Annotated in this window: 19 protein-coding genes; 11 read left to right on the top strand and 8 right to left on the bottom strand. The window is 68.0% G+C overall.

The window, feature by feature from the left end; genetic code table 11:
* Positions 1-72: 72 nt before the first annotated feature.
* Positions 73-612, bottom strand: a complete 540-nt coding sequence (locus C8C96_RS04270) for a BON domain-containing protein (protein ID WP_121941544.1) — start codon at positions 610-612, stop codon at positions 73-75.
* Between the two features lie 317 nt (positions 613-929).
* On the opposite strand from C8C96_RS04270, the gene C8C96_RS04265 reads away from it, so the two are divergent.
* From C8C96_RS04265 to C8C96_RS04245, 5 genes are all read left to right on the top strand, one after another.
* Positions 930-1,994, top strand: a complete 1,065-nt coding sequence (locus C8C96_RS04265; RefSeq protein WP_121941543.1) for a ligase-associated DNA damage response exonuclease — start codon at positions 930-932, stop codon at positions 1,992-1,994.
* Positions 1,991-3,688, top strand: coding sequence for an ATP-dependent DNA ligase (locus tag C8C96_RS04260; RefSeq protein WP_121941542.1), 1,698 nt, complete (start codon positions 1,991-1,993; stop codon positions 3,686-3,688). The genes C8C96_RS04265 and C8C96_RS04260 overlap by 4 nt, the downstream gene beginning before the upstream one ends.
* On the top strand, positions 3,685-6,417 hold the full coding sequence (locus tag C8C96_RS04255) for a ligase-associated DNA damage response DEXH box helicase (protein ID WP_121941541.1): 2,733 nt from the start codon (positions 3,685-3,687) through the stop codon (positions 6,415-6,417). Before C8C96_RS04260 ends, C8C96_RS04255 begins: the two co-directional genes overlap by 4 nt.
* Positions 6,418-6,422: 5 nt before the next feature.
* The gene (pdeM, locus tag C8C96_RS04250) at positions 6,423-7,160 is read left to right on the top strand and encodes a ligase-associated DNA damage response endonuclease PdeM (protein WP_121941540.1); all 738 of its coding nucleotides are present in this window, start codon (positions 6,423-6,425) and stop codon (positions 7,158-7,160) included.
* Between the two features lie 241 nt (positions 7,161-7,401).
* On the top strand, positions 7,402-9,639 hold the full coding sequence (locus C8C96_RS04245; RefSeq protein WP_121941539.1) for an NADP-dependent isocitrate dehydrogenase: 2,238 nt from the start codon (positions 7,402-7,404) through the stop codon (positions 9,637-9,639).
* 107 nt (positions 9,640-9,746) lie between these two features.
* On the opposite strand, the gene C8C96_RS04240 is transcribed toward C8C96_RS04245, so the two are convergent.
* Positions 9,747-11,159 (bottom strand): hypothetical protein, encoded by a 1,413-nt coding sequence (locus tag C8C96_RS04240; protein WP_121941538.1) that lies wholly within the window; start codon positions 11,157-11,159, stop codon positions 9,747-9,749.
* A 224-nt stretch (positions 11,160-11,383) separates the two neighbouring features.
* Positions 11,384-12,283, bottom strand: coding sequence for a LysR substrate-binding domain-containing protein (locus C8C96_RS04235; RefSeq protein ID WP_121941537.1), 900 nt, complete (start codon positions 12,281-12,283; stop codon positions 11,384-11,386).
* A gap of 161 nt (positions 12,284-12,444) precedes the next feature.
* On the opposite strand from C8C96_RS04235, the gene C8C96_RS04230 reads away from it, so the two are divergent.
* Genes C8C96_RS04230 through C8C96_RS04220 form a run of 3 tightly spaced genes read left to right on the top strand, consistent with a single transcriptional unit; the run spans position 12,445 to position 14,370 of the window.
* Positions 12,445-13,071, top strand: a complete 627-nt coding sequence (locus C8C96_RS04230) for an FMN-dependent NADH-azoreductase (RefSeq protein WP_121941536.1) — start codon at positions 12,445-12,447, stop codon at positions 13,069-13,071.
* Between the two features lie 46 nt (positions 13,072-13,117).
* The gene (locus tag C8C96_RS04225; RefSeq protein ID WP_121941535.1) at positions 13,118-13,429 is read left to right on the top strand and encodes a YciI family protein; all 312 of its coding nucleotides are present in this window, start codon (positions 13,118-13,120) and stop codon (positions 13,427-13,429) included.
* A complete protein-coding gene (locus C8C96_RS04220; RefSeq protein WP_199737434.1) occupies positions 13,429-14,370 on the top strand; it encodes an alpha/beta fold hydrolase in 942 nt (313 codons plus the stop codon). The genes C8C96_RS04225 and C8C96_RS04220 overlap by 1 nt, the downstream gene beginning before the upstream one ends.
* On the opposite strand, the gene C8C96_RS04215 is transcribed toward C8C96_RS04220, so the two are convergent.
* Both C8C96_RS04215 and C8C96_RS04210 read right to left on the bottom strand, forming a co-directional pair.
* On the bottom strand, positions 14,352-14,864 hold the full coding sequence (locus tag C8C96_RS04215; RefSeq protein WP_121941534.1) for a DUF1993 family protein: 513 nt from the start codon (positions 14,862-14,864) through the stop codon (positions 14,352-14,354). The two genes, C8C96_RS04220 and C8C96_RS04215, sit on opposite strands and share 19 nt — an antisense overlap.
* A gap of 144 nt (positions 14,865-15,008) precedes the next feature.
* A complete protein-coding gene (locus C8C96_RS04210; protein WP_121943868.1) occupies positions 15,009-16,286 on the bottom strand; it encodes an MFS transporter in 1,278 nt (425 codons plus the stop codon).
* 65 nt (positions 16,287-16,351) lie between these two features.
* On the opposite strand from C8C96_RS04210, the gene C8C96_RS04205 reads away from it, so the two are divergent.
* From C8C96_RS04205 to C8C96_RS04195, 3 genes are all read left to right on the top strand, one after another.
* The gene (locus C8C96_RS04205; protein ID WP_056742430.1) at positions 16,352-17,299 is read left to right on the top strand and encodes a helix-turn-helix domain-containing protein; all 948 of its coding nucleotides are present in this window, start codon (positions 16,352-16,354) and stop codon (positions 17,297-17,299) included.
* Positions 17,300-17,538: 239 nt separating this feature from the next.
* A complete protein-coding gene (locus tag C8C96_RS04200) occupies positions 17,539-18,177 on the top strand; it encodes a flavin reductase family protein (protein ID WP_121941533.1) in 639 nt (212 codons plus the stop codon).
* A gap of 112 nt (positions 18,178-18,289) precedes the next feature.
* Positions 18,290-19,696, top strand: a complete 1,407-nt coding sequence (locus C8C96_RS04195) for a hypothetical protein (RefSeq protein WP_121941532.1) — start codon at positions 18,290-18,292, stop codon at positions 19,694-19,696.
* A 62-nt stretch (positions 19,697-19,758) separates the two neighbouring features.
* On the opposite strand, the gene C8C96_RS04190 is transcribed toward C8C96_RS04195, so the two are convergent.
* The 3 genes from C8C96_RS04190 to lpoB form a co-directional block, all read right to left on the bottom strand.
* Positions 19,759-20,829: an alpha/beta hydrolase gene (locus C8C96_RS04190; protein ID WP_121943867.1), complete on the bottom strand. Its 1,071-nt coding sequence runs from the start codon at positions 20,827-20,829 to the stop codon at positions 19,759-19,761.
* Between the two features lie 116 nt (positions 20,830-20,945).
* On the bottom strand, positions 20,946-21,908 hold the full coding sequence (locus C8C96_RS04185; RefSeq protein WP_121941531.1) for a hypothetical protein: 963 nt from the start codon (positions 21,906-21,908) through the stop codon (positions 20,946-20,948).
* A 170-nt stretch (positions 21,909-22,078) separates the two neighbouring features.
* Positions 22,079-22,693, bottom strand: coding sequence for a penicillin-binding protein activator LpoB (gene lpoB / locus C8C96_RS04180; protein ID WP_121941530.1), 615 nt, complete (start codon positions 22,691-22,693; stop codon positions 22,079-22,081).
* Positions 22,694-22,738 lie beyond the last annotated feature (45 nt).

Raw genomic sequence — 22,738 nt, 5'->3', positions numbered from 1 at the left:
ATTCATCGTTGACGCCAGGACCATTGCGCAATCACTGCACCTGGGATAGGCACAGCCAACTGGCCCAGCATGTCACGGCTTTTGCGGCACAGCCAACGGGTACCGCGCCGCCGCCGCATCCGTACCCACCTGCAGCAGGTTGATCACCCCCATTACATCGTCTACCAGCCACACAGCCTTCTCCAGCGCATCAGACTGCGCTTGCGACTGCACGCAGCCCTTGAGCGTCACCAGCCGCCGCTCGCCCAGCACCCACACGCTGGTGTCGTCAAAGCGGCCGTCCTGCTGGATGTAGCGCTGCACGCGCGGGATGATCTCGGCGTCGTACAGGTAGGAGTTGGGCAGGCGACAGCGCCCCACGCGGTGGCAGCTGCCGCCATGCTGAGAGCGCACATGCGCCAGTTCGCGCACCTCGGCCTCGGTGTACAGAGGCCCTTCGGGAACGGGGCATTGCGGGATGGCCCGGGTGACCTGGACGAAGGGGTCGTTGAAGGCGTTGGTGCGCGGCGCGGCGCCCGAAGGGGCCTGGGCAGCGGCTGATGCGGCCACGAGGCCCAAAACCGGGCCGTAGAGCACGACAAAAAGCGACCGATACGACGGATACAAGCGCATGGATGAGTCCCTGGCTGCGGGTCTGGGCCGCAGGCGACCGCCATCGTACGGGCGTGGTTTTCTGCCGTAAAGACAGCCGACCATGCGCAGAACGCGGCGCAGTCCTGCAGACGGCGCAACCGATGGCGGGATGATGGGCAAGGACGCGCCTTCAGCGGCACGGCCCAACAGCTCAATATGCTTCATTATTGATAGCAAATGAGACATAAAACACCGGCGCTTGCTGCAGATTGGACGTCAAAAGTGCCTGCAACACCCCACCGGGCAAACCCGGGCAGCCCCACCGGCTTTGCCTTGCCGCCTACGATGCCACACGCATGTCCTGCAACGAATTGATCGTCCACCGCCCCGAAGGCCTGTACTGCCCACCCGGCGACTTCTACATCGACCCCTGGCGGCCGGTGGAGCGGGCCGTGATCACGCACGCGCATTCGGACCATGCGCGCATGGGTTCGGCCCACTACCTGGCACACCACGACAGCGCGGGCACGCTGCGCAACCGGCTGGGGGCGGACATCGCGCTGCAGACGCTGGCCTACGGCGAGGTCATCAACCACCATGGCGTGCGCGTTTCGCTGCACCCGGCCGGGCACGTGCTGGGGTCGGCCCAGGTGCGCGTCGAACAAGGTGGCCAGGTGTGGGTAGCCTCGGGCGACTACAAGCTCGAAGACGATGGCACCTGCCCGCCCTTCGAGCCCGTGCGCTGCCACACCTTCATCACCGAATCGACCTTTGGCCTGCCCATCTACCGCTGGCCGTCGCAGCCCGCGCTGTTTGCCGACATCAATGCCTGGTGGGCTGCCAATGCAGCGGCGGGCAAGGCCAGCGTGCTGTATGCGTACGCCTTCGGCAAGGCGCAGCGGCTGCTGCACGGGGTGGATGCCAGCATCGGGCCCATCGTGGTGCATGGGGCGGTGGAGCCGCTCAACGCCGTGTATCGCGCGGCGGGCGTGGACCTGCCGCCCACGCTGCGCGCGACGGACCCTGGCTTCACCAAGGCCGACCTGAAACGCGCGCTGGTGCTGGCGCCGCCCTCGGCAGCGGGCACCCCTTGGCTCAAGCGCTTTGGTGATTTTTCCGACGCGTTTGCCAGCGGGTGGATGCTGGTCCGCGGCGCACGCCGGCGCCGTGGGGTGGACCGGGGCTTTGTGATGAGCGACCACGCCGACTGGCCCAGCTTGCAAAAAGCCATTGGCGCCACGGGCGCGGAGCGCGTCATCGTGACACACGGCAGCACGGCCGTGATGGTGCGCTGGCTGTGCGAGCAAGGGCTGCACGCCCAGGTGTTCGCCACCGAATACGGCGCCGATGACAACGAGGACGATGCAGGGGCGGCGCTTGAGGTGCCAGGCAGCACACCCACACCTGAGGCAGCCGCATGAAGGCCTTTGCCCAGCTTTTCCAGGCGCTCGACGCTACCACCGCGCAGTCGGCCAAACTCGCGGCACTGGTGGCTTACCTGCGCGTGGCACCGCCCGCCGATGCAGCCTGGGCCACGTACTTTCTCGCAGGCGGCAAACCCCGCCAGATGGTGCCCACCAAGCGCCTGAAAGCGCTGGCGCAAGAGGCCGCAGGCCTGCCCGAGTGGCTGTTTGAAGAAAGCTACCAGGCCGTGGGTGACCTGGCCGAAACGTTGGCGCTGCTGCTACCCCCGCCTGCCCAGCCCACCGAACTGACACTGGCCGAATGGATGGCCCAGCTGCTGCCCCTGCGCACCCTGCCGCCCGATGAGGCCGATACCCGTCTGCGCACGCAATGGGACAGGCTGGCACCTGAGCAGCGCTTTGTGTACTTCAAGCTCATCACCGGCAACTTCCGCGTGGGGGTGTCGCGCCTGCAGGTGACGCACGCGCTGGCCACGGTGAGCGCGCTGGACCCCAAACGCATCGCGCACCGGCTGATGGGCTACACGCAGATCGGCCGGCAGCCGCAGGCCAGCGACTACCAGGCGCTGATCGCGCCGGTGGACGACGATGCCGGTACGCAGGATGCTGCCGATGCGGGCCAGCCCTACCCGTTCTTCCTGGCCCACCCGTTCAACCAGCCCGTGGCTGAGATGCCCGCACTGCTGGGCACGCCCGGCGACTGGCTGGTGGAATGGAAGTGGGACGGCATCCGCGCGCAGATCGTGCGGCGTGCGGGCGCGGTGTGGATCTGGTCGCGCGGGGAGGAGCTGGTGACTGACCGCTTCCCCGAACTGGCCGAGGCCGCGATGGCGCAGCTGGCCGATGGCACGGTGGTCGATGGCGAGATCCTGGTGTGGCTGCCGGGCGAGCCCCAACCCCGCCCCTTTGCAGATTTGCAAAAGCGCCTGGGCCGCAAGACGCTGACCCCCAGGCTGCTGCGCGAGCTGCCCGTGGTGCTGATGGCCTACGACCTGCTCGAACACGCCGGGCAGGACCTGCGCCAAGAGCCGCAGCAGGCCCGCCGCACGCTGCTGGAGGCCACGCTGCAACAGCCTGATGACACCACCATCGCACCCGCACCGCACCAGGCCCTGCACCTGAGCGAGTTGCTGCATGGCGCCGACTGGCAAGACCTGGCACGCCAGCGCGAGGCCGCACGCAGCATGGGCACCGAGGGCTTCATGCTCAAGCACCGCAGCGCCCACTATGGCGTGGGCCGAACCAAGGAGGTGGGCGTATGGTGGAAGTGGAAGATCGACCCCATGAGCGTGGATGCGGTGCTCATCTACGCCCAGCGCGGCCATGGCCGCCGCGCCAGCCTCTACACCGACTACACCTTTGCCGTGTGGACCGGACCGCAGGGCGACCCGGAGCGGCAACTGGTGCCGTTTGCCAAGGCCTATTCGGGCCTCACGGATGCCGAGATTGCGCAGGTGGACGCCATCATCCGCAAGACCACGCGCGAGAGCTTTGGGCCCGTGCGCAGCGTGGACGCGACGCTGGTGTTTGAGCTGGGCTTCGAAGGCATTGCGCGCAGCCCGCGCCACAAGAGCGGCATTGCGGTGCGCTTTCCGCGCATGCTGCGCTGGCGGCAAGACAAACCCGTGGCCGAGGCCGATACCTTGCAAACGCTGATGGCATTGCTGCCGGGGCAGGACGCGGCCATATGAGCACGAAACGCCGCCCGCGCAAGCCCCTGCCCCCGGTGGCAATTAGTGCCGCAGCCGCCTGGATGGCGGCGCGCGGGTGGCAGCCCTTCGGCTTCCAGCAAGACGTGTGGCGCGCGATGGGCGAGGGCCGCTCGGGCCTGCTGCATGCCACCACGGGCGCGGGCAAGACCTATGCGGTGTGGCTGGGCGCGCTGCAGCATCTGGTGCAGGCAGATGCTGCACCACCACCCGAAGAAGCCCCCAAAGTCCCCAACGCCCGCACCGCCTTGCGCACGCGCCGCGCTGCGGCTCCACCGCTCACCGTGCTGTGGATCACGCCCATGCGTGCACTCGCTGCCGATTCGCTGCGCGCCCTGCAGGCACCGCTGCCCGAACTGGCCCCCACCTGGACCAGCGGCCTGCGCACCGGCGACACCGCCAGCGGCGAACGCGCTGCGCAAGACCGCCGTCTGCCCACGCTGCTGGTGACCACGCCCGAAAGCGTGTCGCTGCTGCTGGCCCGCGCCGATGCGCGTGAGCGCTTGGCCAGCGTACGCCTGGTGGTGGTGGACGAATGGCACGAACTGGTGGGCAACAAGCGCGGCGTGCAGGTGCAGCTGGCGCTGGCGCGCCTGTCGGGCTGGAACCCGGCGCTGCAGGTGTGGGGCATGTCGGCCACGCTGGGCAACCTGGAGGAGGCCCTGCACACCTTGCTGCCGCAGCCCGTGCCCAGCGCGGCGGGTGCGCCACTGCCACCGCCTGCCGTGCTGGTGCAGGGTCGCATCGACAAGCGGCTGGAGGTGCAGGTGATGCTACCCGCGCGTGCCGACCGCTTTGCGTGGGCGGGCCACATGGGGCTGAGCCTGTTGCCGCAGGTGGTGCAGTCGATCGAAGCGGCGGCGTCCACCTTGGTGTTCACCAACACCCGGTCGCAAGCAGAGCGCTGGTACCAGGCGCTGCTGGAGGCGCGGCCCGACTGGGCGGGCGCCATTGCGCTGCACCATGGGTCGCTGGGGCATGAGGTGCGCGACTGGGTCGAGCAAGGCCTGAAGGCCGGGCAGCTCAAGGCCGTGGTGTGCACATCGAGCCTGGACCTGGGCGTGGACTTTTTGCCGGTGGAGCAGGTGCTGCAAATCGGTTCGGCCAAGGGCGTGGCGCGGCTGGTGCAGCGTGCAGGCCGCTCGGGCCATGCGCCGGGGCGCAGCTCCAGCATCACGCTGGTGCCCACGCACAGCCTGGAGCTGGTGGAGGCAGCCGCTGCGCGCCACGCACTGGCGCAGGGCCGCATTGAAGACCGGCACACGCCGCATGCGCCGCTTGACGTGCTGGTGCAGCACCTGGTCACCGTGGCGCTGGGCGGCGGCTTTGTGCCCGATGCGCTGCTGGCCGAAGTGCGGCGCGCACCGGCCTATGCTGCATTGGCCGACAACGACTGGCAGTGGGCGCTGCAGTTCGTGCGCCAGGGCGGCGCATCGCTGGCCACCTACCCGGATTTTCACCGCGTGGTGCCCGACGACGAGGGTGTGTGGCGCGTGCCCGATGCGCGCCTGGCGCGCCGCCACCGCAGCAACATCGGCACCATCGTGAGCGATGCCAGCATGCAGGTGCAGTTTGTGAGCGGCGGGCGTCTGGGTTCGGTGGAAGAGAGCTTCATTGCCCGGCTGCGCAAGGGTGATGTGTTCATGTTTGCAGGCCGGCTGCTGGAGCTGGTGCGCACGCAGCAGATGACGGCCTATGTGCGCATCGCCCCCAAGGGCAGCGCTGCGCTGCCGCGCTGGAGCGGCGGGCGCATGCCGCTGTCGAACACGCTGGCCGATGCGATGCTGGAACAGCTGGCGCAGGCCGAGCACGGCGAATTCACCACGCCCGAGATGCGCTGCGTCCGGCCGCTGCTGGAGCTGCAGCAGGCCTGGTCGGCCCTGCCCACCCCGGGCCGCCTGGTGGCCGAAACCCTGCACACGCGCGAGGGCTGGCACCTGTACCTGTACCCGCTGGCGGGGCGCCTGGTGCACCTGGGCCTGGCCGGGCTGCTGGGCTGGCGCGCGTCGCAGCAGGTGCCCAACACCTTCTCCATCGCGGTCAATGACTACGGGCTGGAGCTGCTGTCGGCCAAGCCGGTGGACTGGGCCACGCTGCTTCCGCGGCTGATTGGCGAAGGCACGCACACCACCATCGGTCGCGGGCTCGAAGACGAAGTGCTGGCCAGCCTGAACGCCACCGAGATGGCGCGCAGGCGCTTTCGCGAGATCGCGCGCATCGCGGGCCTGATCTTTCAGAGCCACCCGGGCGAGCAGCGCAGCAGCCGCCAGCTGCAGGCCTCGTCGTCGCTGTACTACGACGTGTTTGCGCAGTACGACCCCGACAACCTGCTGCTGGCCCAGGCACGCGCCGAGCTGCTGACGAACGAGCTGGACATGGACCGGCTGGCCCGCACGCTGCGCGGCATGCAGGCGCAGACCCTGTCCATTCACGCCCTGGAGCGCCCCACCCCGTTTGCCCTGCCGCTGATGGTGGAACGCTTTCGCGAGCGCCTGAGCACCGAGACCCTGGCCGACCGTCTGGCGCGCATGGTGCAGGCGCTGGAGCAGGCGGCCGACGCGACCACGGGCACCCACCTGGCGCAGCACGCGGTGCAGTCCACAGATATGGCGTGGGATCTGCCCGATAGATCCGACGCCCGCACACAACGCGCGCGCCGTGCAGCGGGCGGGGACACCCCCCGCCGCACCCGCAGACGCCACGGATTCTGAGGACGATGACCACGCTCCCTCTTCACACTGCAGCCCTCGGCACGCGGGCTGTCCCTACGCCCCCCATCGGTGCGCACGCCATTACCCTGCCCTGCGGCACCGCACTGCAACTGCTGCCCCAGCGCGCCCTGTGGTGGCCCGCCGCGCACATGGTGCTGGTGGCGGATGTGCATTTCGGCAAGGCGGCCACTTTCCGCCGCGCGGGCCAGCCGGTGCCCCACGGCACCACGGCCGACAACCTGGCGCGGCTGGACGCGGTGCTCGCTGCCACCGGCGCCGATCACCTGGTGTTCTTGGGGGACTTCCTGCACGCGCGCAGCGGCGCGGCCGATGCGCTGTGGCAGCAGCTGCTGCCCTGGCGCCAGCGCCATGCCCGTGTGGCGATGACCCTGGTGCGCGGCAACCATGACCTGCATGCGGGCGACCCGCCGGCCGCGCTGGCAGTGGCGCTGGTCAACGAGCCCTGGTTGCCCTGTGCCGATGCGCCGGTGCTGGCCTGTCACCACCCTCAGGCTGTGGCAGGCCACACGGTGCTCGCCGGGCATCTGCACCCCACGCTGCGGCTGCGCGGCCCGGCGCGCGATACGCTGCGGGCGCCTTGCTTTGGCTGGGGCGACGGGCAGTTGATCCTGCCCGCCTTCGGGGCTTTCACCGGCACGGCGCCCGACACCCTGCCCGCGCACTGGACGCAGTTTGCCGTCCTGCCTGGCCGGGTGGTGGCGGTTCCTGGGGGGAGTTCATAGGGTCTGCCAGGGGTGGCGCGCGAGCGCCAACGGGGTCAAACTGCAGAAGGCCGCAGGGTGATTACCACCTATTTGGTGAAAAAAAGTGCCCTGGGCTTATGATAATTTTGCATTGTGAGATTCGATTGCAAAAACAGCGGGCAGTGACAGCCCCGAGCAAGGAGAATCAGAGAGCATCCGCGTTTGGCCCCGCTGCGACGCAGCCGGGGGCATCTACCTACTCTGTTTCGTGAGACAAGCCATGACGACCCAGCAACCTTCCATCATCTACACCCTGACCGACGAAGCACCCCGTCTGGCCACGGCTTCCTTCCTGCCCATCATTCGCACGTTCGCGGCACCGGCAGGCATCAACGTGCTGGAGAGCGACATCTCGGTGGCAGCGCGCATCCTGGGTGAGTTCTCCGACTACCTGACCGAAGAACAGCGCGTGCCCAACAACCTGGCCGAGCTGGGCAAGAAGACGCTGCAGCCCGATGCCAACATCATCAAGCTGCCCAACATCTCCGCGTCCGTGTCGCAGCTCAAGGCAGCCATCGCCGAGCTGCAGGCCAAGGGCTACGCCCTGCCCGACTACCCGGACCAGCCCAAGGACGACAAGGAAAAGGAAATCAAGGCCCGCTACAGCAAGTGCACCGGCTCGGCCGTGAACCCCGTGCTGCGCGAAGGCAACTCCGACCGCCGTGCGCCCAAGGCCGTGAAGGAATACGCCCGCAAGAACCCGCACAGCATGGCCGAGTGGAGCCAGGCCTCGCGTTCGCATGTGTCGCACATGCACGCCGGCGACTTCTACCACGGCGAAAAGTCCATGACGCTGGACCGCGCCCGTGACGTGAAGATGGAGCTGATCACCAAGAGCGGCAAGGCCATCGTCTTGAAGCCCAAAGTCAGCCTGCTCGACCGCGAAGTGATCGACAGCATGTTCATGAGCAAGAAGGCGCTGCTGGAGTTCTACGAGAAGGAAATCGAAGACGCGCGCAAGACCGGCGTGATGTTCTCGCTGCACGTGAAGGCCACGATGATGAAGGTGTCCCACCCCATCGTGTTCGGCCACTGCGTGCGCATCTTCTACAAGGACGCGTTCGCCAAACACGCCAAGACCTTTGAAGAGCTGGGCGTGAACGTGAACAACGGCATGGTGGACCTGTACACCAAGATCGAGACCCTGCCGCAAAGCCAGCGCGACGAGATCAAGCGTGACCTGCACGCCTGCCACGAGCACCGTCCCGAGCTGGCCATGGTCGACTCGGCCAAGGGCATCACCAACTTCCACTCGCCCAACGACATCATCGTGGACGCCTCCATGCCCGCCATGATCCGCAACGGCGGCAAGATGTGGGACGCCAACGGCCGCCTGAAGGACGTGAAGGCCGTGATGCCCGAATCGACCTTCGCCCGCATCTACCAGGAGATCATCAACTTCTGCAAGTGGCACGGCGCGTTCGACCCCAAGACCATGGGCACGGTGCCCAACGTGGGCCTGATGGCGCAGCAAGCCGAGGAATACGGCAGCCACGACAAGACCTTCGAGATCCCCGAAGACGGCGTGGCCAACATCACCGACCTGGCCACCGGCGAAGTGCTGCTGAGCCAGAACGTGGAGCAAGGCGACATCTGGCGCATGTGCCAGGTGAAGGACGCCGCGATCCGCGACTGGGTGAAGCTGGCCGTGAACCGCGCCCGTAACTCCGGCATGCCCGTGGTGTTCTGGCTCGACTCGTACCGTCCGCACGAAGCGCAGCTGATCACCAAGGTCAAGATGTACCTGCACGAGCACAACACCACCGGCCTGGACATCCAGATCATGAGCCAGGTGCGTGCGATGCGCTACACGCTGGAGCGCGTGATCCGTGGCCTGGACACCATCAGCGCCACCGGCAACATCCTGCGTGACTACCTGACCGACCTGTTCCCCATCATGGAACTGGGCACCTCGGCCAAGATGCTGTCCATCGTGCCGCTGATGGCCGGTGGCGGCATGTATGAAACCGGTGCAGGCGGCTCGGCCCCTAAGCACGTGCAGCAGCTGGTGGAAGAAAACCACCTGCGCTGGGATTCGCTGGGTGAGTTCCTGGCGCTGGCCGTGTCGCTGGAAGACCTGGGCCTGAAGACCGGCAACGGCAAGGCCAAGATCCTGGCACAGACGCTGGACGCCGCCACAGGCAAGCTGCTGGACAACAACAAGAACCCCTCGCCCAAGACCGGCCAGCTGGACAACCGTGGCAGCCAGTTCTACCTGGCCCTGTACTGGGCGCAAGAGCTGGCCACGCAAACGGCCGATGCCGAACTGGCCCAACTGTTCGCCCCACTGGCCAAGCAACTGGCAGACAACGAGCAGACCATCGTGGCCGAGCTGGCTGCCGTGCAGGGTGCACCCGCCGACATCGGCGGCTACTACCTGCCCGACGTGGCCAAGCTGGACGCCGTGATGCGCCCCAGCAAGACGCTGAACGAAGCCCTCAAGGCCGTGGCGGCCTGAGTCCGGCCCCACCGCTGCTGCGGCCCTGTGCTGCAGCGGCAAATGAAAAAGGCCCCGCTCTGCGGGGCCTTTTTCATGGCGCGGCGGGAACCGCAAGAGAAAACAATCTACGGCCGCTCGCGATCGGCCACGCGGGTGTTCAGCGCCGCCGGCACATAGCCAGGCAGGAAGGCGCAGCCCTTGCCGAACGTGGCCTCCATGCCTGCGCACTGCTGCGCAATGCCCTCGGGCGTGGGCTTGTCGCCCGCTTCCACCCAGCGCAGCAGCGCGGTCATGAGCGTGGGGTAGGTGGGGTCGCTCAGGTAGCTGTGGGTGTTGTGCTGGGTGAAGGTCTGCACCAGGCGCGCCGCGCTGCCGCCTTGCGCCATGGTGGCCCGGAAGGCTGCGTCCAGCTCGACAAAGGCCGTGGGGTCGTCCACGCCTTTCACGGTGAGCACGGGCACGGGGATGCGGCCGGTCAGGTCGGTGTCCTGCGCAAAGCTGGCCACAGCGGCAGGGTCTGCACGGTAGCGCAGCACGGCGGCGTTCAGAGCTGCGTCGTCGGGCGAGCCCCGGTACGACACCCCCCGGTTGCCAAACGGACTGGCGCCGCCCGTGCGGTGCTGCACCACGTCGCGGAAGTGGAAGGTGGCCCAGTTCATGTGGCCCTGGATGGAGCTGGCCGGGATGCGGATCACATCCACGATGGTTTTGACTTTGCGCTGCTGCTCGGGCGTGCGCTCGGCCACCGGCTTGTTCAGCGCCAGGCATTCGTTCACGCGTGCGGCCAGGTCCGCCTGAGTCATCGCCGCATCGGCAGGCAGGCCGATGTTCAGCGGATACTGCACCTCGGTGGGCCGGGGGTGGTTGTTGCACAGGTACTGGTAGACCACGCGCAAGTCGGTGCGAAAGTCGTAAGAGCGCGTTCCGCCCGCCAGCACGCCGCTGGTAAGCAGCACGGCGTCGTAGGGGCGCTTGCCATCGGCCGTGGTCTGGAACATCTCGGCCCCCTTGGCCGCCACGCTGGCGCCCCAGGACTGGCCGTGCAGGATGGTGCGCTGCGGCTGGGCGACGTGGCGCACGAAGATCTGGCGCAGCCGCTCGGTGTCCTCGGCCGCGGCACGCACCTCCACACCGCCCTGGCGGAAGGTGCTGCCCGCCCAGGCGTACCCCGCGCGGACCATGATGGCCCAGCGCTCCAGGTCCTCCACCGACCGCTCCATCTTCGGCGCGCCGAGTGCCGGGCCACCGTGGGCGTGCAGCACCAGGTGGCCGTTCCACTGCTGCGGCAGGGCGATCAGGTAGTAGGCGCCAGCACTGTCCCGGCCCGCCAGGCAGCGCGCCAATTGCGCAAGCTCCGCAGGGCATGTGCTTGCTTGGGGCGCCGCCTCGGGCGTTGCGAGTCCTTGCACCGGCGCAGGCGGCGCAGCACCCGCGCAGCCCCAAAGGCTGGCACATAAAGGCAGGGCCAGCGCCAGCCGCCGGGCAACCAGGCGGGCACGGAGCGGGCTACCGGGGGGATATCGCAGGGTGTGAGGCATGGTACGGGCGAGTAAAAAAGAAAAAGCAACGTGCGTACGGGCACATCGTAGGGGCGCCGGGGAAATGCCGGCTTCGGGCCGACCCGCAGACGATGCCGAGGGGGCGATCTTTTCGGTGTTGGAACTTCTGTCGGCAGCACACGGAGAAGATGCTACTGAGAGACATTGCAGATGTATATGGCGCTGCGCCACCGCGTGTGCTGTGTAAGCCCTCTTTCCTGGGGCTACGCAGAAGAAGCCGCCTTCGCCACGGCTTGGCGGAACTGCGCTACCCAGGGCCGGGGGTCATCCGCGCGCCACACCAGATGCACGCTCACGCGCAAGTCCAGCCACGGCAGCTCGCGCAAGAGCACGTCCCGAGGTGCATGGGCGGTACCCAGGCTGGCCTGCACTACGGCCAGTCCCAGGCCGGCCCCCACCAGTTGCAGCGCGGACTGCGGGTCTGAGGTTTCGTACACGATGTCGGGTGTGAACCCGGCGCGCTGGCAGCCCGCCAGCAGCGCGGGACGGATGGTATCCACGGGCTGGCGGGCCACGGCAATCCAGGGGCGCTCGTGCAGCTGCGCGGGCTGCAGGTGCCGCACCTTGCGCAGCGGGTCGTCCGGAGGCAGGGCCAGAACCAGGGGTTCATCCACCACCTGGGCGCTGTGCAGCCCGGATGCCTCGGGCGGGGCCCGGTAGGTCAACCCAAGGTCCAGCGTGTGCTGGTGCAGGCGCTCGAACTGCACGCCCGAGCCCAGCCCCTGCAGAGACAGCGCCACCCCGGGGTGCGCGCGCCGGAACCGGCGCAGCGCAGGGCCCAGCACGTTGGCCTGCATCGCCCCTTCCACGTAGCCCACCGCCAGATGCCCCGCCCCCCCGGCGCCGAGGCGGCGACCGAAAGCCTCCACACGCTGGGCGTTGGCCATCAGCACGCGCGCCTCGACCAGAAAGTCGCGTCCCTCCTGCGTGAGGTGGAGGCGCTTCTTGCTGCGCTCGAACAGCTGCACACCCAGCTGCGCTTCCAGTTGCTGGATCTGCCGGCTCAGCGGCGACTGCGAGATGTGCAGCAGCTCCGCCGCACGGCCCACGTTTTCGGTTTCGGCGACGGCAATGAAGTAACGCAGCTGGCGCAGTTCAAACATGGCGGGTTCAGTCCTTTCAGGTCTGAACTGTCCCACATTCCGTCTTGGACAGGTGCGGCGCGTTTGCGGATGCTTGGGGCCTGGACACCGCGCTCACGCGGCCGGCCGTTCCGGGCCCCGCGCCACCGCTTTTCGACGACCTCTTCACAACCAGGCATTCCATGCAGATTCTCCATCTCGACTCCAGCATCCTCGCCGACAGCTCCGCGTCCCGCGCACTCAGCCAGGCCATCGTGGCCGGGCTGCTGCGTCAGCACCCCACAGCGACCGTGACCTACCGCGATCTCGTCGCGGAAGCCATACCACACCTGGACGGCGCCATCGCTGCGGGCTTTCGGCCCATCACGCCACCCGCGCAGGCGGCCACGGTCGCCGAACACGCGCGTTCGCAAACGCTTGTGGCCGAACTGCTGGCCAGCGACATCCTCGTCATCGGCGCCCCGATGTACAACTTCTCAGTGGCCAGCCAGCTGAAGGCGTGGATCGACCGTGTGGTGCAGCCGGGTCGCACGTTCCAGTACACCGCGCAGGGTCCGGTGGGCCTGGCCACAGGCAAGCGGGTGTTCATTGCGTCGAGCCGCGGTGGCCTGTATTCGAGCGGCGCGCTGGCGCCCATGGATTTCCAGGAGCGCTACCTGCGCGCCGTCCTGGCGTTCATCGGCATCACCGACGTGCAGGTGGTCCGGGCCGAGAACCTCTCCCGCGGCCCCGAGGCGCGGGAAACGTCCATGCGAGGGGCCTACGCCGCCGTGGCCGAGCTGTCACCAGATTCCTCCGCAGCGCACTGAGCGCAGCACCGCTACAGCCATTTTTTTCAATCCACAGGAGAACCCCATGCTTTACCTTGTCACCTTGCGCTACATCCGCCCCGTTGAAGAGGTCCACGCGCACCTGGATACCCACCGCGACTGGCTGGTGGAACACACTCGCGCTGGCCGCATCCTGGTGGCGGGTCCGCTGGAGGACCGCACAGGCGGCCTGGTGCTGGCGCGCTGCGAGAACCGCGAGGCACTGGACCAGATGCTTGCGCAGGATTCCTTTGCCCAGCACCGCCTGGTGGAGCACGCTGTGCTCGGCTTTGGCGCAGCCCTGCGCGCCGGGGTTTTTCCGGCAGACTGGGCCCCCGAGGCCAAGGTGGTGGCGTGATGCGCGCATCAGCCATGCCGGGGGCATCCTGGCTCAAACGCTGGCCTGCATCGCTGCTGGTCATGCTGGCGACCAGTTGTGTAGTGCCGCAGTCAGTCGCCTGGGCCGGTCCCGCTGTGCCTGGCGTGCGCAACATCGTGCTGGTGCATGGCGCTTTTGCCGACGGATCGAGCTGGGGGCCCGTAATAGAGCGGCTGCAGAGCAAGGGCTACCACGTCACGGCGGTGCAGAACCCGCTGACCTCGCTCGCGGAGGATGTGGCGGCCACACGCCGCGTGCTGGCGCGGCAGACGGGCGACACCCTTCTCGTCGGCCACTCATGGGCTGGCGCCGTCATTACCGAAGCCGGCATGGCCGACAACGTCCGCGGCCTGGTGTATCTCTCTGCACTGGTGCCCGACGCAGGTGAATCGGTCACCGACCTGCTCGCCAGGCTGCAAGCCCCCATGGACGGGCTCGCGCCCGATGCGCAGGGGCTGGTCTGGCTGGACGATCCGGAGGTCTACCGGCATGTCATGGCCGCCGACGTGCCCGCAGCCCGGGCCGCACAGCTGGCGGCTGTGCAGCAGCCGATCTCGGCCCGCGCATTTGGCGACAAGCTGGGTGCCGCGGCCTGGCGCCACAAGCCCAGTTGGTACCTCGTCACGGAGAACGACCGGGCCTTGCCGCCTACGGTACAGCGCGCCATGGCGCAAGGCATCGGCGCCACAGTGGCCACCGTGCGCTCCAGCCACATGTCGCTGGTGAGCCACCCGCAGGCCGTGGTGGCACTCATCGAGCGGGCGGCGTCGGGCAGGCGATGGAAAGCGCTGACGGGGCCCCTCCTACGGGGCGTGGTGTGGGTCTCTTTGGGCGTGAGCGGTTCCGGTGGATGGATGCCGAACCACGATGGTTCAGCAACCGCGGAGCCGCTCAAGCGGCATCAAATCTTGCCCATGTAGTCGCGCTTGCCCAGTTCCACGCCGTTGTGGCGGGCGATGGCGTAGGTCGCGTTCACGTGGAAGAAGAACTGGGGCAGGCCGTAGTGCAGCAGGTAGTGTTCACCCACAAACTGCTTTTCGCGCGGCGTGCCGGGCTGGATGGTGATCTGGCGCGTGGCGGCCTCGGCAAAGGCTGCCTGCGGCAGGCCTTCGATGAACGCCAGCACCGTGCGGATGCGCTCGGCCAGGTCGGCAAAACCGGGGCGCTCGGCGTCGGGCAGCGAAGGCACCTCCACACCGGCCAGGCGCGCGGCAACGCCCTTGGCAAAGTCGCAGGCGATCAGCACCTGGCGGGCCATGGGAAACATGTCGGGGAACAGGCGGGCCTGCAGCAATGCGTCCGGCTCGATCTTGCGGGCCGTGGCATGGGCCTCGGTCTTGGCCAGGATGTCCTGGAGCGAGCCCAGCATCTGGCGAAAGACAGGGATGCTGGCGTTGTACATCGGGTTCGTCATGGGCGGTGTCCTGGAAGTGTGTTGAAAACAAAGGGCGCCGTTGCGAACCCTGCCAAACAGGGCCCCGGCGCCACCGACCGCGATTGCAACACAGGCCCGCGCGGCGTGCTGGGCGCCGTACAGAGCCCCCGCCCCGTGGACCCTTCAGGCCGCTGCAGGCACGGGCCGTGCCGCCCGCGCTGCCACGCCCACCCCCACGAGCGCCGCCGATACCACGCTCAGGCCCAGCGTCACGGCCGAGCCGTAGAAGATGCCCGCCGTCATGCCGTGGTCCAGCATGGCGCCAAACACCGGTGCCGCCAGGCAAAAGCCCAGGTCCAGCCCCGAGTACACCGTGCCATACACGCGGCCCGTGGCACCGGGGGGCGCGGCGCGCTTGATCAGCATGTCGCGCGAGGGGCCCGCCAGGCCCGTGCCCAGCCCCGCCACCGAGGCCACCACCAGCGCCGCCATGCCGGGCAGCAGCCCCGAGGCCACCACCACCAGCAGCGCGGCCGAGCCCAGCAGGCACACGGAGATGATCTTCTCCAGCCGCTGCACACGCCCCACCAGAAAGCCGCCCACCAGCATGCCCGCCGCGCCACACAGCATGTAGCCCGTGACCACCATGGCCGTCACGCTCAGCGGCAGGCCGTACATGGACTGCAGCGCCGGGCTGGCAAAGCTCTGGATGGCGCTGAGTGCGCAGGTGCTCCAGAAGAAGAACGAGAAACACAGCCACACCGAGGGCAGCCTGAGGAAGGCCATGGGGTGCTCGGGCTGCGCCGCCGCGGCGCCGCCCTTGGCCTGGTGGGCCCAGGCTCCCTGGCGGTCGTCAATGGCATCGCGGTTCCACACCATGATGGCCAGCACCGTGAGGGCCAGCAGCGCGCCGCACAGGCAGGCCGTGCGCCACGAGCCCGTGGCAGTGGCAATGCCCGCCATGAACACCGGCGCCGTCGCCCAGCCCAGGTTGCCGCTGATGCCGTGCACCGAGAAGCCATGCCCGAGGCGCTGGGGCGACACGCGCTTGTTCAAAATGGTGAAGTCCACCGGGTGGAACGGCGCATTGCCCAGCCCGGCCAAAGCCGCCGCGAGCAGCAGGCCCGTGTAGCCCTGCGCCGTGCCCGCCGCCAGCCCCGCCGCGGCAAAGCTGGACAGCGCAAAAAACATCACCGGCCGCGCGCCCACACGGTCCACCAGGAAACCCGACAGCGCCTGGCCCACGCCCGAGATCACGAAGAACACCGACACCAGCAGGCCCAGCTCGGAATAGCTGAAGCCGAACTCCCCGATCAGCCACGGAAACAGCGGCGGCAGCAGCATGTGAAAGAAGTGCGAGCTGCCGTGGGCCAAGCCGATGAGGCCAATGGTGCGGGCGTCCTGCCGCAGGGGGACGGGGTTGGCAGTGGTGGCGGTAGCGCCGGAGGTGGAAGCAGTCATGGGTTGGATCTTAGGCAGCATGCCCTCGGCAGGTTTACGATAGACGGCCAATTTCTATCGCAAACATGCCAAACCCACCCACCAGGCCCCCCACCCCTACCGAACCGGTGGTGGAACACTTCGCCGCCGAGGTCGTGCCTCGCGCCCAGGCCGGCAAGCCGCGCGGGATGTCGTACGTGGACTCGCTCACGCCCGAGCTTTTTGTGCCCACCGCCGCCCGCCCGGTGCGCGCCAAGCTGCGCTGGCTGGCCGCCGACACGCAGGTGATGCCCCACAGCCACCCCTGGGCGCAGGTGGCAATATCGACCACGGGCGTGATCAGGCTCACGGTGAACCACGGCACCTACATCGTGCCGCCCTCGCGCGCGCTGTGGATTCCGCCCGGTGTGGAACACGCCGTGACCATGGTCGAAGACGCCGATCTGCGCACGCTGTACTTTCACCAGCCCCGGGGGCGCTGCGGCCCCGGCGTGCCGCGCGACCAGGAAGACGCATGGCGCCAGTGCCGCGTGCTGGAGGTGTCCGACCTGCTGCGCGCCCTGGTGCGCGAGATGCCTACCGCACCCGACGGCGGCGCCGCGATCAGCCCCGCCGACCTGCGACGCGAGCAGCACCTGAGCGCCCTGGTGCGCGACGAACTGGCCCGCGCCGCTGCCGTGAAGCTGGGCGTGGACCTGCCCCAGGACAAGCGCTTGCGCCACCTGTGCGAGGCCGTGCTGGCCGACCCCACGCGCCACGACACCCTGGCCGACTGGGCGCAGGACACGGGCGCCAGCCCCCGCACGGTGGCACGCCTGTTCCGCTCCGAGCTGGGCAGCACCTTCACCCAATGGCGCCAGCAGGTGATCCTGGCCAAGGCCGTGTCGCTGGCCGCCGGCCGCATGCCCATGGGCCAGATCGCCGCCGAGCTGGGCTACAGCGCGAGCGCCTTCAGCGCCATGGTGCGCAAGTCGGTGGGGCAGCCGCCGGGGCGGTTTCTGGGGCAGCAGCAGCCGGCAGCCGTGGTCCCGTAGCCCCGTGCGGTGCGTGCTACCGAGGCTGCCGGGCGTTACGGCATGACCACGCCGTGCTGAGCCTTAACCAGGGTATACGGGAGCTCTGTAGGCCGATATCTGCCTCCTGTTGCCCCTGTGCGCTAGAACCATATGCCCGGACAGCTATGAAAAAGTGAGCAACCAGATATCCTGATGACTGCAGCGCGCCGCGACTGCCGCTAAGGTGTCGGCCTGTTCGCCCCACCCTGCCGAGCCCCATGACCACTCCACAGCCCCCACGCACCTTCCACAGCTACGAACCCCGCCAGGGCCACGGCCTGCCGCACGACCCGTTCAACGCCATCGTGGGGCCGCGCCCCATCGGCTGGATCTCCACGCAAAGCGCCACGGGCGCGACCAACCTCGCGCCCTACAGCTTCTTCAACGCCTTCAACTACGTGCCCCCCATCGTGGGCTTTGCCAGCATTGGCTACAAGGACACAGTACGCAACGTGCAGGCCACGGGCGAGTTTGTGTGGAACCTCGCCACCCGCGACCTGGCCGAGGTGATGAACCAGAGCTGCGCCGCCGTGCCACCTCAAGTGAGCGAGTTCAACCTGACCGGTCTGACCCCCCTGCCCTCCACCCGCGTGCGCCCCCCACGCGTGGCCGAAAGCCCGGTCACCTTTGAATGCCGCAGCACGCAGATCCTGCAGCTGCAGGGGGTGGACGGGGCCCAGGTGGATACCTGGCTGGTGCTGGGCGAGGTGGTGGCCGTGCACATCGATCAGGCGCTGCTGAAGGACGGCGTGTACGACACCGCGAACGCGGGGCACATCCTGCGCGGCGGCGGGCCGGCGGACTATTTCACTGTGGGGCCAGAGCAGCTGTTCAGGATGTATCGGCCCCGGCCCTGACTGCGGCCAGCAGGTAACAGGCTGTCACGTGATAGCCCTGGCACCCCCTGGAGGTTTGCGCTATACCCACCTGTCGGGAGGCTGTTGCCCTCCCCCCTCGGCCGGAGACCCTATGAAGTTCGTACGTGCAACCCTTGCCTGCCTGTCGGCCGCCCTGGTGCCGCTGGCCATGGCCGGACCACCGCTCATCGGCAACTGCCCGGTGCTACCGCCAGACCACCTCTTCAATACGCCCATCGACAACTTTCCGGTGCACCCTCAGTCGGCAGCTTTCCTGCAGACCATCAGCAGTACCCCACGACGCCTGCACCTGGACCTGGGCCAGAGCGAGGACATGCGCAGCCCCGAGTACTGGGGCATCCCGTACAACGTGGTCCAAGGCCGCAGCTTCGGGTGGCCGACGGTGCACTTTGATGGCGATGGAGCCCCCGACGAGAGCGACTGCGCGCGGGGTGACGGAAGCCTTGCGCGGCCTTGCACAGGCCTGCGCGAGCCCGCACGCTTGCCCATTCCGCCGCAGCCCCTGGTGGAGGGCGGCATCAGCGGCAACAAGGCGGTCTACAACGACCACCATATCCTGACCGTGGACACCGACACCTGCACGCTGTGGGAAAGCTACCTGAGCTACACCCGGCCCGATGGGGGCTGGGACATCTACGGCAGCGCCGCCTTCGACCTGCGGTCCAACGCGCTGCGGCCTGCGGGATGGACTTCAGCAGACGCGGCCGGGTTTCCGATACTGCCCCTGCTGCTCAAGGCCGACGAGGCGAGCGCTGGCGACATCCGCCATGCGCTTCGCTTCACCATCCAGAGTCACAAGATCCGAACCAGCTACACCTGGCCCGCACGGCACCTCACCCGCAATGGGGACGCCTCGGCCAGCAAGCCCCCCATGGGCCAGCTGTTCCGGCTGCGTGCGGACTACCCCGTGCCTCAGACCTACAGCGTGCAGGCACGGGCCATCCTGCAGGCACTCAAGACCTACGGCATGTACATCGCCGATGGTGGTTCGGACATGTACATCACCGGCGACCCCAGCCGCCTGTGGAGCGATGCCACCATCTCGCAGGTCCAGTCCGTGCCGCACACGGCTTTCGAGGCGGTGGACCTCAGTCCGGTCATGGCCCAACCCGGCTTTGACAGCGACAGTGCGCGGGTACCGTACACCAGTGCCACCCCTGTGTTTTCAGCCTCCACATCGGGTCCACTGCAGCAGCTGAACCTGTGGGCGGTGATCCAGGTTTCGGCACCCGACGCCGGGCGCGCCGGAGGCCTGTACGTGGCAGCCCTGGTGCCAGGCGCGGGACTGTTTGCGCTGTCGCCCGGAGGCTGGGTGCCTGTAGCGGACGGGAACCTGCCCGCAGCCAGCCCCGCCACGCTGGGCAGCCACATGGTGCCCATCCTGGCAGCTGCCGATGTGTCGGGCTTGCGCGGCACGCGGGTATTTGCGGGCTATGGCACCTCACCCAGCGAGATGCTGGAGCGCGGAACGTTTGGGCAAATCTACGCCGTGCCTTGAGCAACCGCCGACAGAGTCCCAGGCCCGTTCAGGGTAGGTGACCTGGCCGGGCGAGGCAGGCGTCACTGGGCAGGCTTGATGACGCCCTGGGCGCCCAGCAGCGAAGCACACAGACCTGCTGTGGGGGCCCGCGCCCACTGCTCCGTCCAGGCCCACACCTGCTGCACACCATCCTCTGTCCCCTCGCTGGCATGGCGGCGTTGCAGTCCATGGTCGGCGCCGTCGATGCGCCGCGCACAATAGGGCTCAGTACGGGCGGATGCCAGCACCGCAAAGCGTTCGTACGCCACCTGCGGCACCAGGGCATCGTCCCCGCCCCACACCTGCAGGAGCGGCCAGGGACTTTGCACCAGCGGCAGGGCCAGTGGCCAGTTCCACAGGTCACGCCAGTAGCCCAGGCTGCGGCCTTGCAGCACGGTGCTGTCGGGCATGCGCCCCCGCTGGGAACGTCCCAGCGCATCCCAATCGGCCTGGGCACCCAGGCGTTGCGCCTGCAGCGCGCCCGCTTCCTGCGGGTCCAGGCCGCTGGAAGCCAGCACCACCAGGCCAGCGAGCCCCGGCACCTCGGGCGCCAGGGCCGTCAACAGCTCCGCACCTTCCGAAATGCCCACCAGCAATTGCGGCAGCGCCGGGGCACCATCGCGTTCGCGCTGCAGGGCATCGGCCTGCAGCGCGACGCGGGCGTGCGCAACCCACGCCGACAACCGGTCTTGCTGCACAAAGTCGGGCCCGCAGTCTGCAGATGCCGTGCGGGTCTGAGGGTCTACGCCGGGCTTGTGCAGCACCAGCACCTGGGCATGCAGCAACCCCGCAAAGTAGCGCTCCGCAATGGGCCCCATGCCTGCACAGCCGGAGCCAGGGATCACGATCACCCGGTAGCGCAGCGGCGGCGTGCGCCCGTTGCGCTGCAGTGCCTGCAGCGTGGCCCCTTGTGCACCCGGCAGAGGCCGGGAGGTGAAAGTGGAGGGCGACATGGCATCCGGGTCCGGCGCTACGGTTCGCGCTGCTACAGCGCCTGACGGATCGTTGCCATACACCTGGACCAGCGGTTCAGAGGCCGCAGCCGCATAGAAGGTCTGGGGCGGTTGCGTGCACCCGGCCAGCACACCCGCCATACCCATCAGCACAGGCATAAAAAAAGCCAGCACATGGCTGGCCTGGGCGGACCGAAGCGCCCTGTTTGCCGCAGCAATGTGCGGCGCAGGGGCCGAGCAGTGCGTCATCCTCAAGAGGTGGTCAAAAATCTCGGCTACTTGAGGATCAGCACCTGCTCAGGCTGCTGGGGCTGGGGCACGGGCATGGGCTGGCCGCCCTGCTGGTACACCGGTGCCGGGCGCACGCCGCGCGCCAGGTGGGCGTCGGTGTAGCCCAGTTGCATGGCCATCTGCTGGTACACGTCCTGCGCCAGCGACAGCGAGGTCTCGCGGATCACCTTGGCGCGGTTGGGCGGGGCGATGTCGCCACGGATCGACAGGATCTTGGTGTCGTTGCCCTCGCCCTGGGCGGAGAACGCCGCCTTGATCTCGTACGTCTTGGTGTTGATCAGCGAGAAGTCCGCCAGGAGCTGCAGGCCGTACTGGCGCGTGGCGCTGGTGGTGCCCTGCAGCGGCGAGAGCGCGTCGGTGAAGTCGATGCTCGAGACCACGCCGAACAGCACGTAGTCGGCGCCGTTGAACTCGCCCTTCTTGATGCGGCTGATCACGTCGTTGACCTGGGGCTGCACCTGCGGCGTGGCCATCTTGCCGCCCTGCACCTGGTTAAGCACCTGCTCCGCCTTGGAGGGCTGGGGCTTGCCTGCGTCGAAGCCCTTGCCCTGGATCAGGCGGAAGTAGGTGCCCTGCAGGATGGCGCCCTTGATGTCGTTGGTGTAGCCGCCCAGTTCGCGCTGCTCGATGTAGCTGTAGCGGCCGGCCACGTAGGTGCCGCTGGCCTGCTCGGACGCCTGCATGGACTGCTGGCCGGAGTACGAGCCCCCGCCGCCATACATGCCATGGCTGTAGCCACCGCCCTGGCTGCCCTGGGCGCTCATCTGGCTGCTGCGCTGGTAGGTGCCGGCCATGAAGTACTCGGACACGCGCTGGGCGTAGGCCAGGTCGGTCACGGCGATCTTGGGCGCCGCGCCGGGCTGCTGCGCCAGGGCGGTGCCGCCCCAGGCCATGGTGGTGGCGGCGATCACGGCCAGGGCCGTGTGCAAAGTGGTTCTGCGTTGCATGGTGTGCTCCTTGTGAGCGTCTTCAATGATTCATTCGGACGGCGCCGGAGGGACCCCCACGCCGCATGAAGTGAGCGCGCCGCCCGCCAGCGCCACCGTGGAACTGGCTCCGCCAGGCCACGGGTGGCGTCCCCCTCGGGGAAAGGCGCGCAGCGACTCAGGGGGGCTTCTTACCTTTTGCTTGTTTTGCGGATCTCTTTTTCATCCTGCCATTCGATCGTGCCTTCCTGCACATCAAACAGCTTCAGCGTGAACTTGTAGTACACGTCCTTGGTGTTGTTGTTCTGCTTGACGATGCTGGTCAGCTCGCCTTCCATGGTGTACTTGGCGGCCGTCATCTGGCCGACCTTGGCGGTGGTGCCCTGCTTGTACAGGCCGCTCTGGTTCTGGCGCTGCAGCTCGTCCACGCCCTGCTGCATTTCGTTGATGGAGCGCACGAAGCGCACCTTGCCCGACTTGACCAGCGCGGTCTGGATCGAGCTCATCACGTTGGTGGTGTCGATGTATTCGCTGGTCTTGTTCTTCACGGTCGAGATGGTCACCGTGGGGCGGCCCTGGAAGATGCCGGTTTCCAGCAGGCCGCCGGTCATCTTCTCGGCAATCATCTGCAGGTCGGTGGAGCCGAACTCGTTGGTCACCAGCTCGACCGCCTTGGCGTCGCCGTAGTTGACCTGGCGGTCAAAACGCACGGTGGGCGAAGACAGGTTCTGGCAGGCCGACAGGGCCAGGGTGCTGGCCGCGAAGGCCAGGACGAGCGCACTGCGCCGGATGGTGTTCTTTGTCATGGTTTTCTACTCCTCACTCAACAATATTTCGATGGGACAGCGCTG

It is taken from the genome of Acidovorax sp. 100 (assembly GCF_003688355.1).
In the GTDB taxonomy this organism is placed as follows: domain Bacteria; phylum Pseudomonadota; class Gammaproteobacteria; order Burkholderiales; family Burkholderiaceae_C; genus Acidovorax; species Acidovorax delafieldii.
Note: the sequence above shows the minus strand (reverse complement) of the source record. Positions and strands in the feature narration are given on the sequence as shown.

Excerpts from the sequence above, each read along its gene's own strand:
- C8C96_RS04190 (WP_121943867.1), bottom strand. The coding sequence starts at position 20,829 with ATGCCTGTGCTGATGGGTATGGCGGGTGTGCTGGCCGGGTGCACGCAA.
- C8C96_RS04220 (WP_199737434.1), top strand. The coding sequence starts at position 13,429 with ATGCGCGCATCAGCCATGCCGGGGGCATCCTGGCTCAAACGCTGGCCT.
- C8C96_RS04185 (WP_121941531.1), bottom strand. The coding sequence starts at position 21,908 with ATGCAACGCAGAACCACTTTGCACACGGCCCTGGCCGTGATCGCCGCC.
- C8C96_RS04225 (WP_121941535.1), top strand. The coding sequence starts at position 13,118 with ATGCTTTACCTTGTCACCTTGCGCTACATCCGCCCCGTTGAAGAGGTC.
- lpoB (WP_121941530.1), bottom strand. The coding sequence starts at position 22,693 with ATGACAAAGAACACCATCCGGCGCAGTGCGCTCGTCCTGGCCTTCGCG.
- C8C96_RS04230 (WP_121941536.1), top strand. The coding sequence starts at position 12,445 with ATGCAGATTCTCCATCTCGACTCCAGCATCCTCGCCGACAGCTCCGCG.
- C8C96_RS04240 (WP_121941538.1), bottom strand. The coding sequence starts at position 11,159 with ATGCCTCACACCCTGCGATATCCCCCCGGTAGCCCGCTCCGTGCCCGC.
- C8C96_RS04210 (WP_121943868.1), bottom strand. The coding sequence starts at position 16,286 with ATGACTGCTTCCACCTCCGGCGCTACCGCCACCACTGCCAACCCCGTC.
- C8C96_RS04195 (WP_121941532.1), top strand. The coding sequence starts at position 18,290 with ATGAAGTTCGTACGTGCAACCCTTGCCTGCCTGTCGGCCGCCCTGGTG.
- C8C96_RS04265 (WP_121941543.1), top strand. The coding sequence starts at position 930 with ATGTCCTGCAACGAATTGATCGTCCACCGCCCCGAAGGCCTGTACTGC.
- C8C96_RS04215 (WP_121941534.1), bottom strand. The coding sequence starts at position 14,864 with ATGACGAACCCGATGTACAACGCCAGCATCCCTGTCTTTCGCCAGATG.
- C8C96_RS04260 (WP_121941542.1), top strand. The coding sequence starts at position 1,991 with ATGAAGGCCTTTGCCCAGCTTTTCCAGGCGCTCGACGCTACCACCGCG.
- C8C96_RS04245 (WP_121941539.1), top strand. The coding sequence starts at position 7,402 with ATGACGACCCAGCAACCTTCCATCATCTACACCCTGACCGACGAAGCA.
- pdeM (WP_121941540.1), top strand. The coding sequence starts at position 6,423 with ATGACCACGCTCCCTCTTCACACTGCAGCCCTCGGCACGCGGGCTGTC.
- C8C96_RS04255 (WP_121941541.1), top strand. The coding sequence starts at position 3,685 with ATGAGCACGAAACGCCGCCCGCGCAAGCCCCTGCCCCCGGTGGCAATT.
- C8C96_RS04205 (WP_056742430.1), top strand. The coding sequence starts at position 16,352 with ATGCCAAACCCACCCACCAGGCCCCCCACCCCTACCGAACCGGTGGTG.
- C8C96_RS04235 (WP_121941537.1), bottom strand. The coding sequence starts at position 12,283 with ATGTTTGAACTGCGCCAGCTGCGTTACTTCATTGCCGTCGCCGAAACC.
- C8C96_RS04270 (WP_121941544.1), bottom strand. The coding sequence starts at position 612 with ATGCGCTTGTATCCGTCGTATCGGTCGCTTTTTGTCGTGCTCTACGGC.
- C8C96_RS04200 (WP_121941533.1), top strand. The coding sequence starts at position 17,539 with ATGACCACTCCACAGCCCCCACGCACCTTCCACAGCTACGAACCCCGC.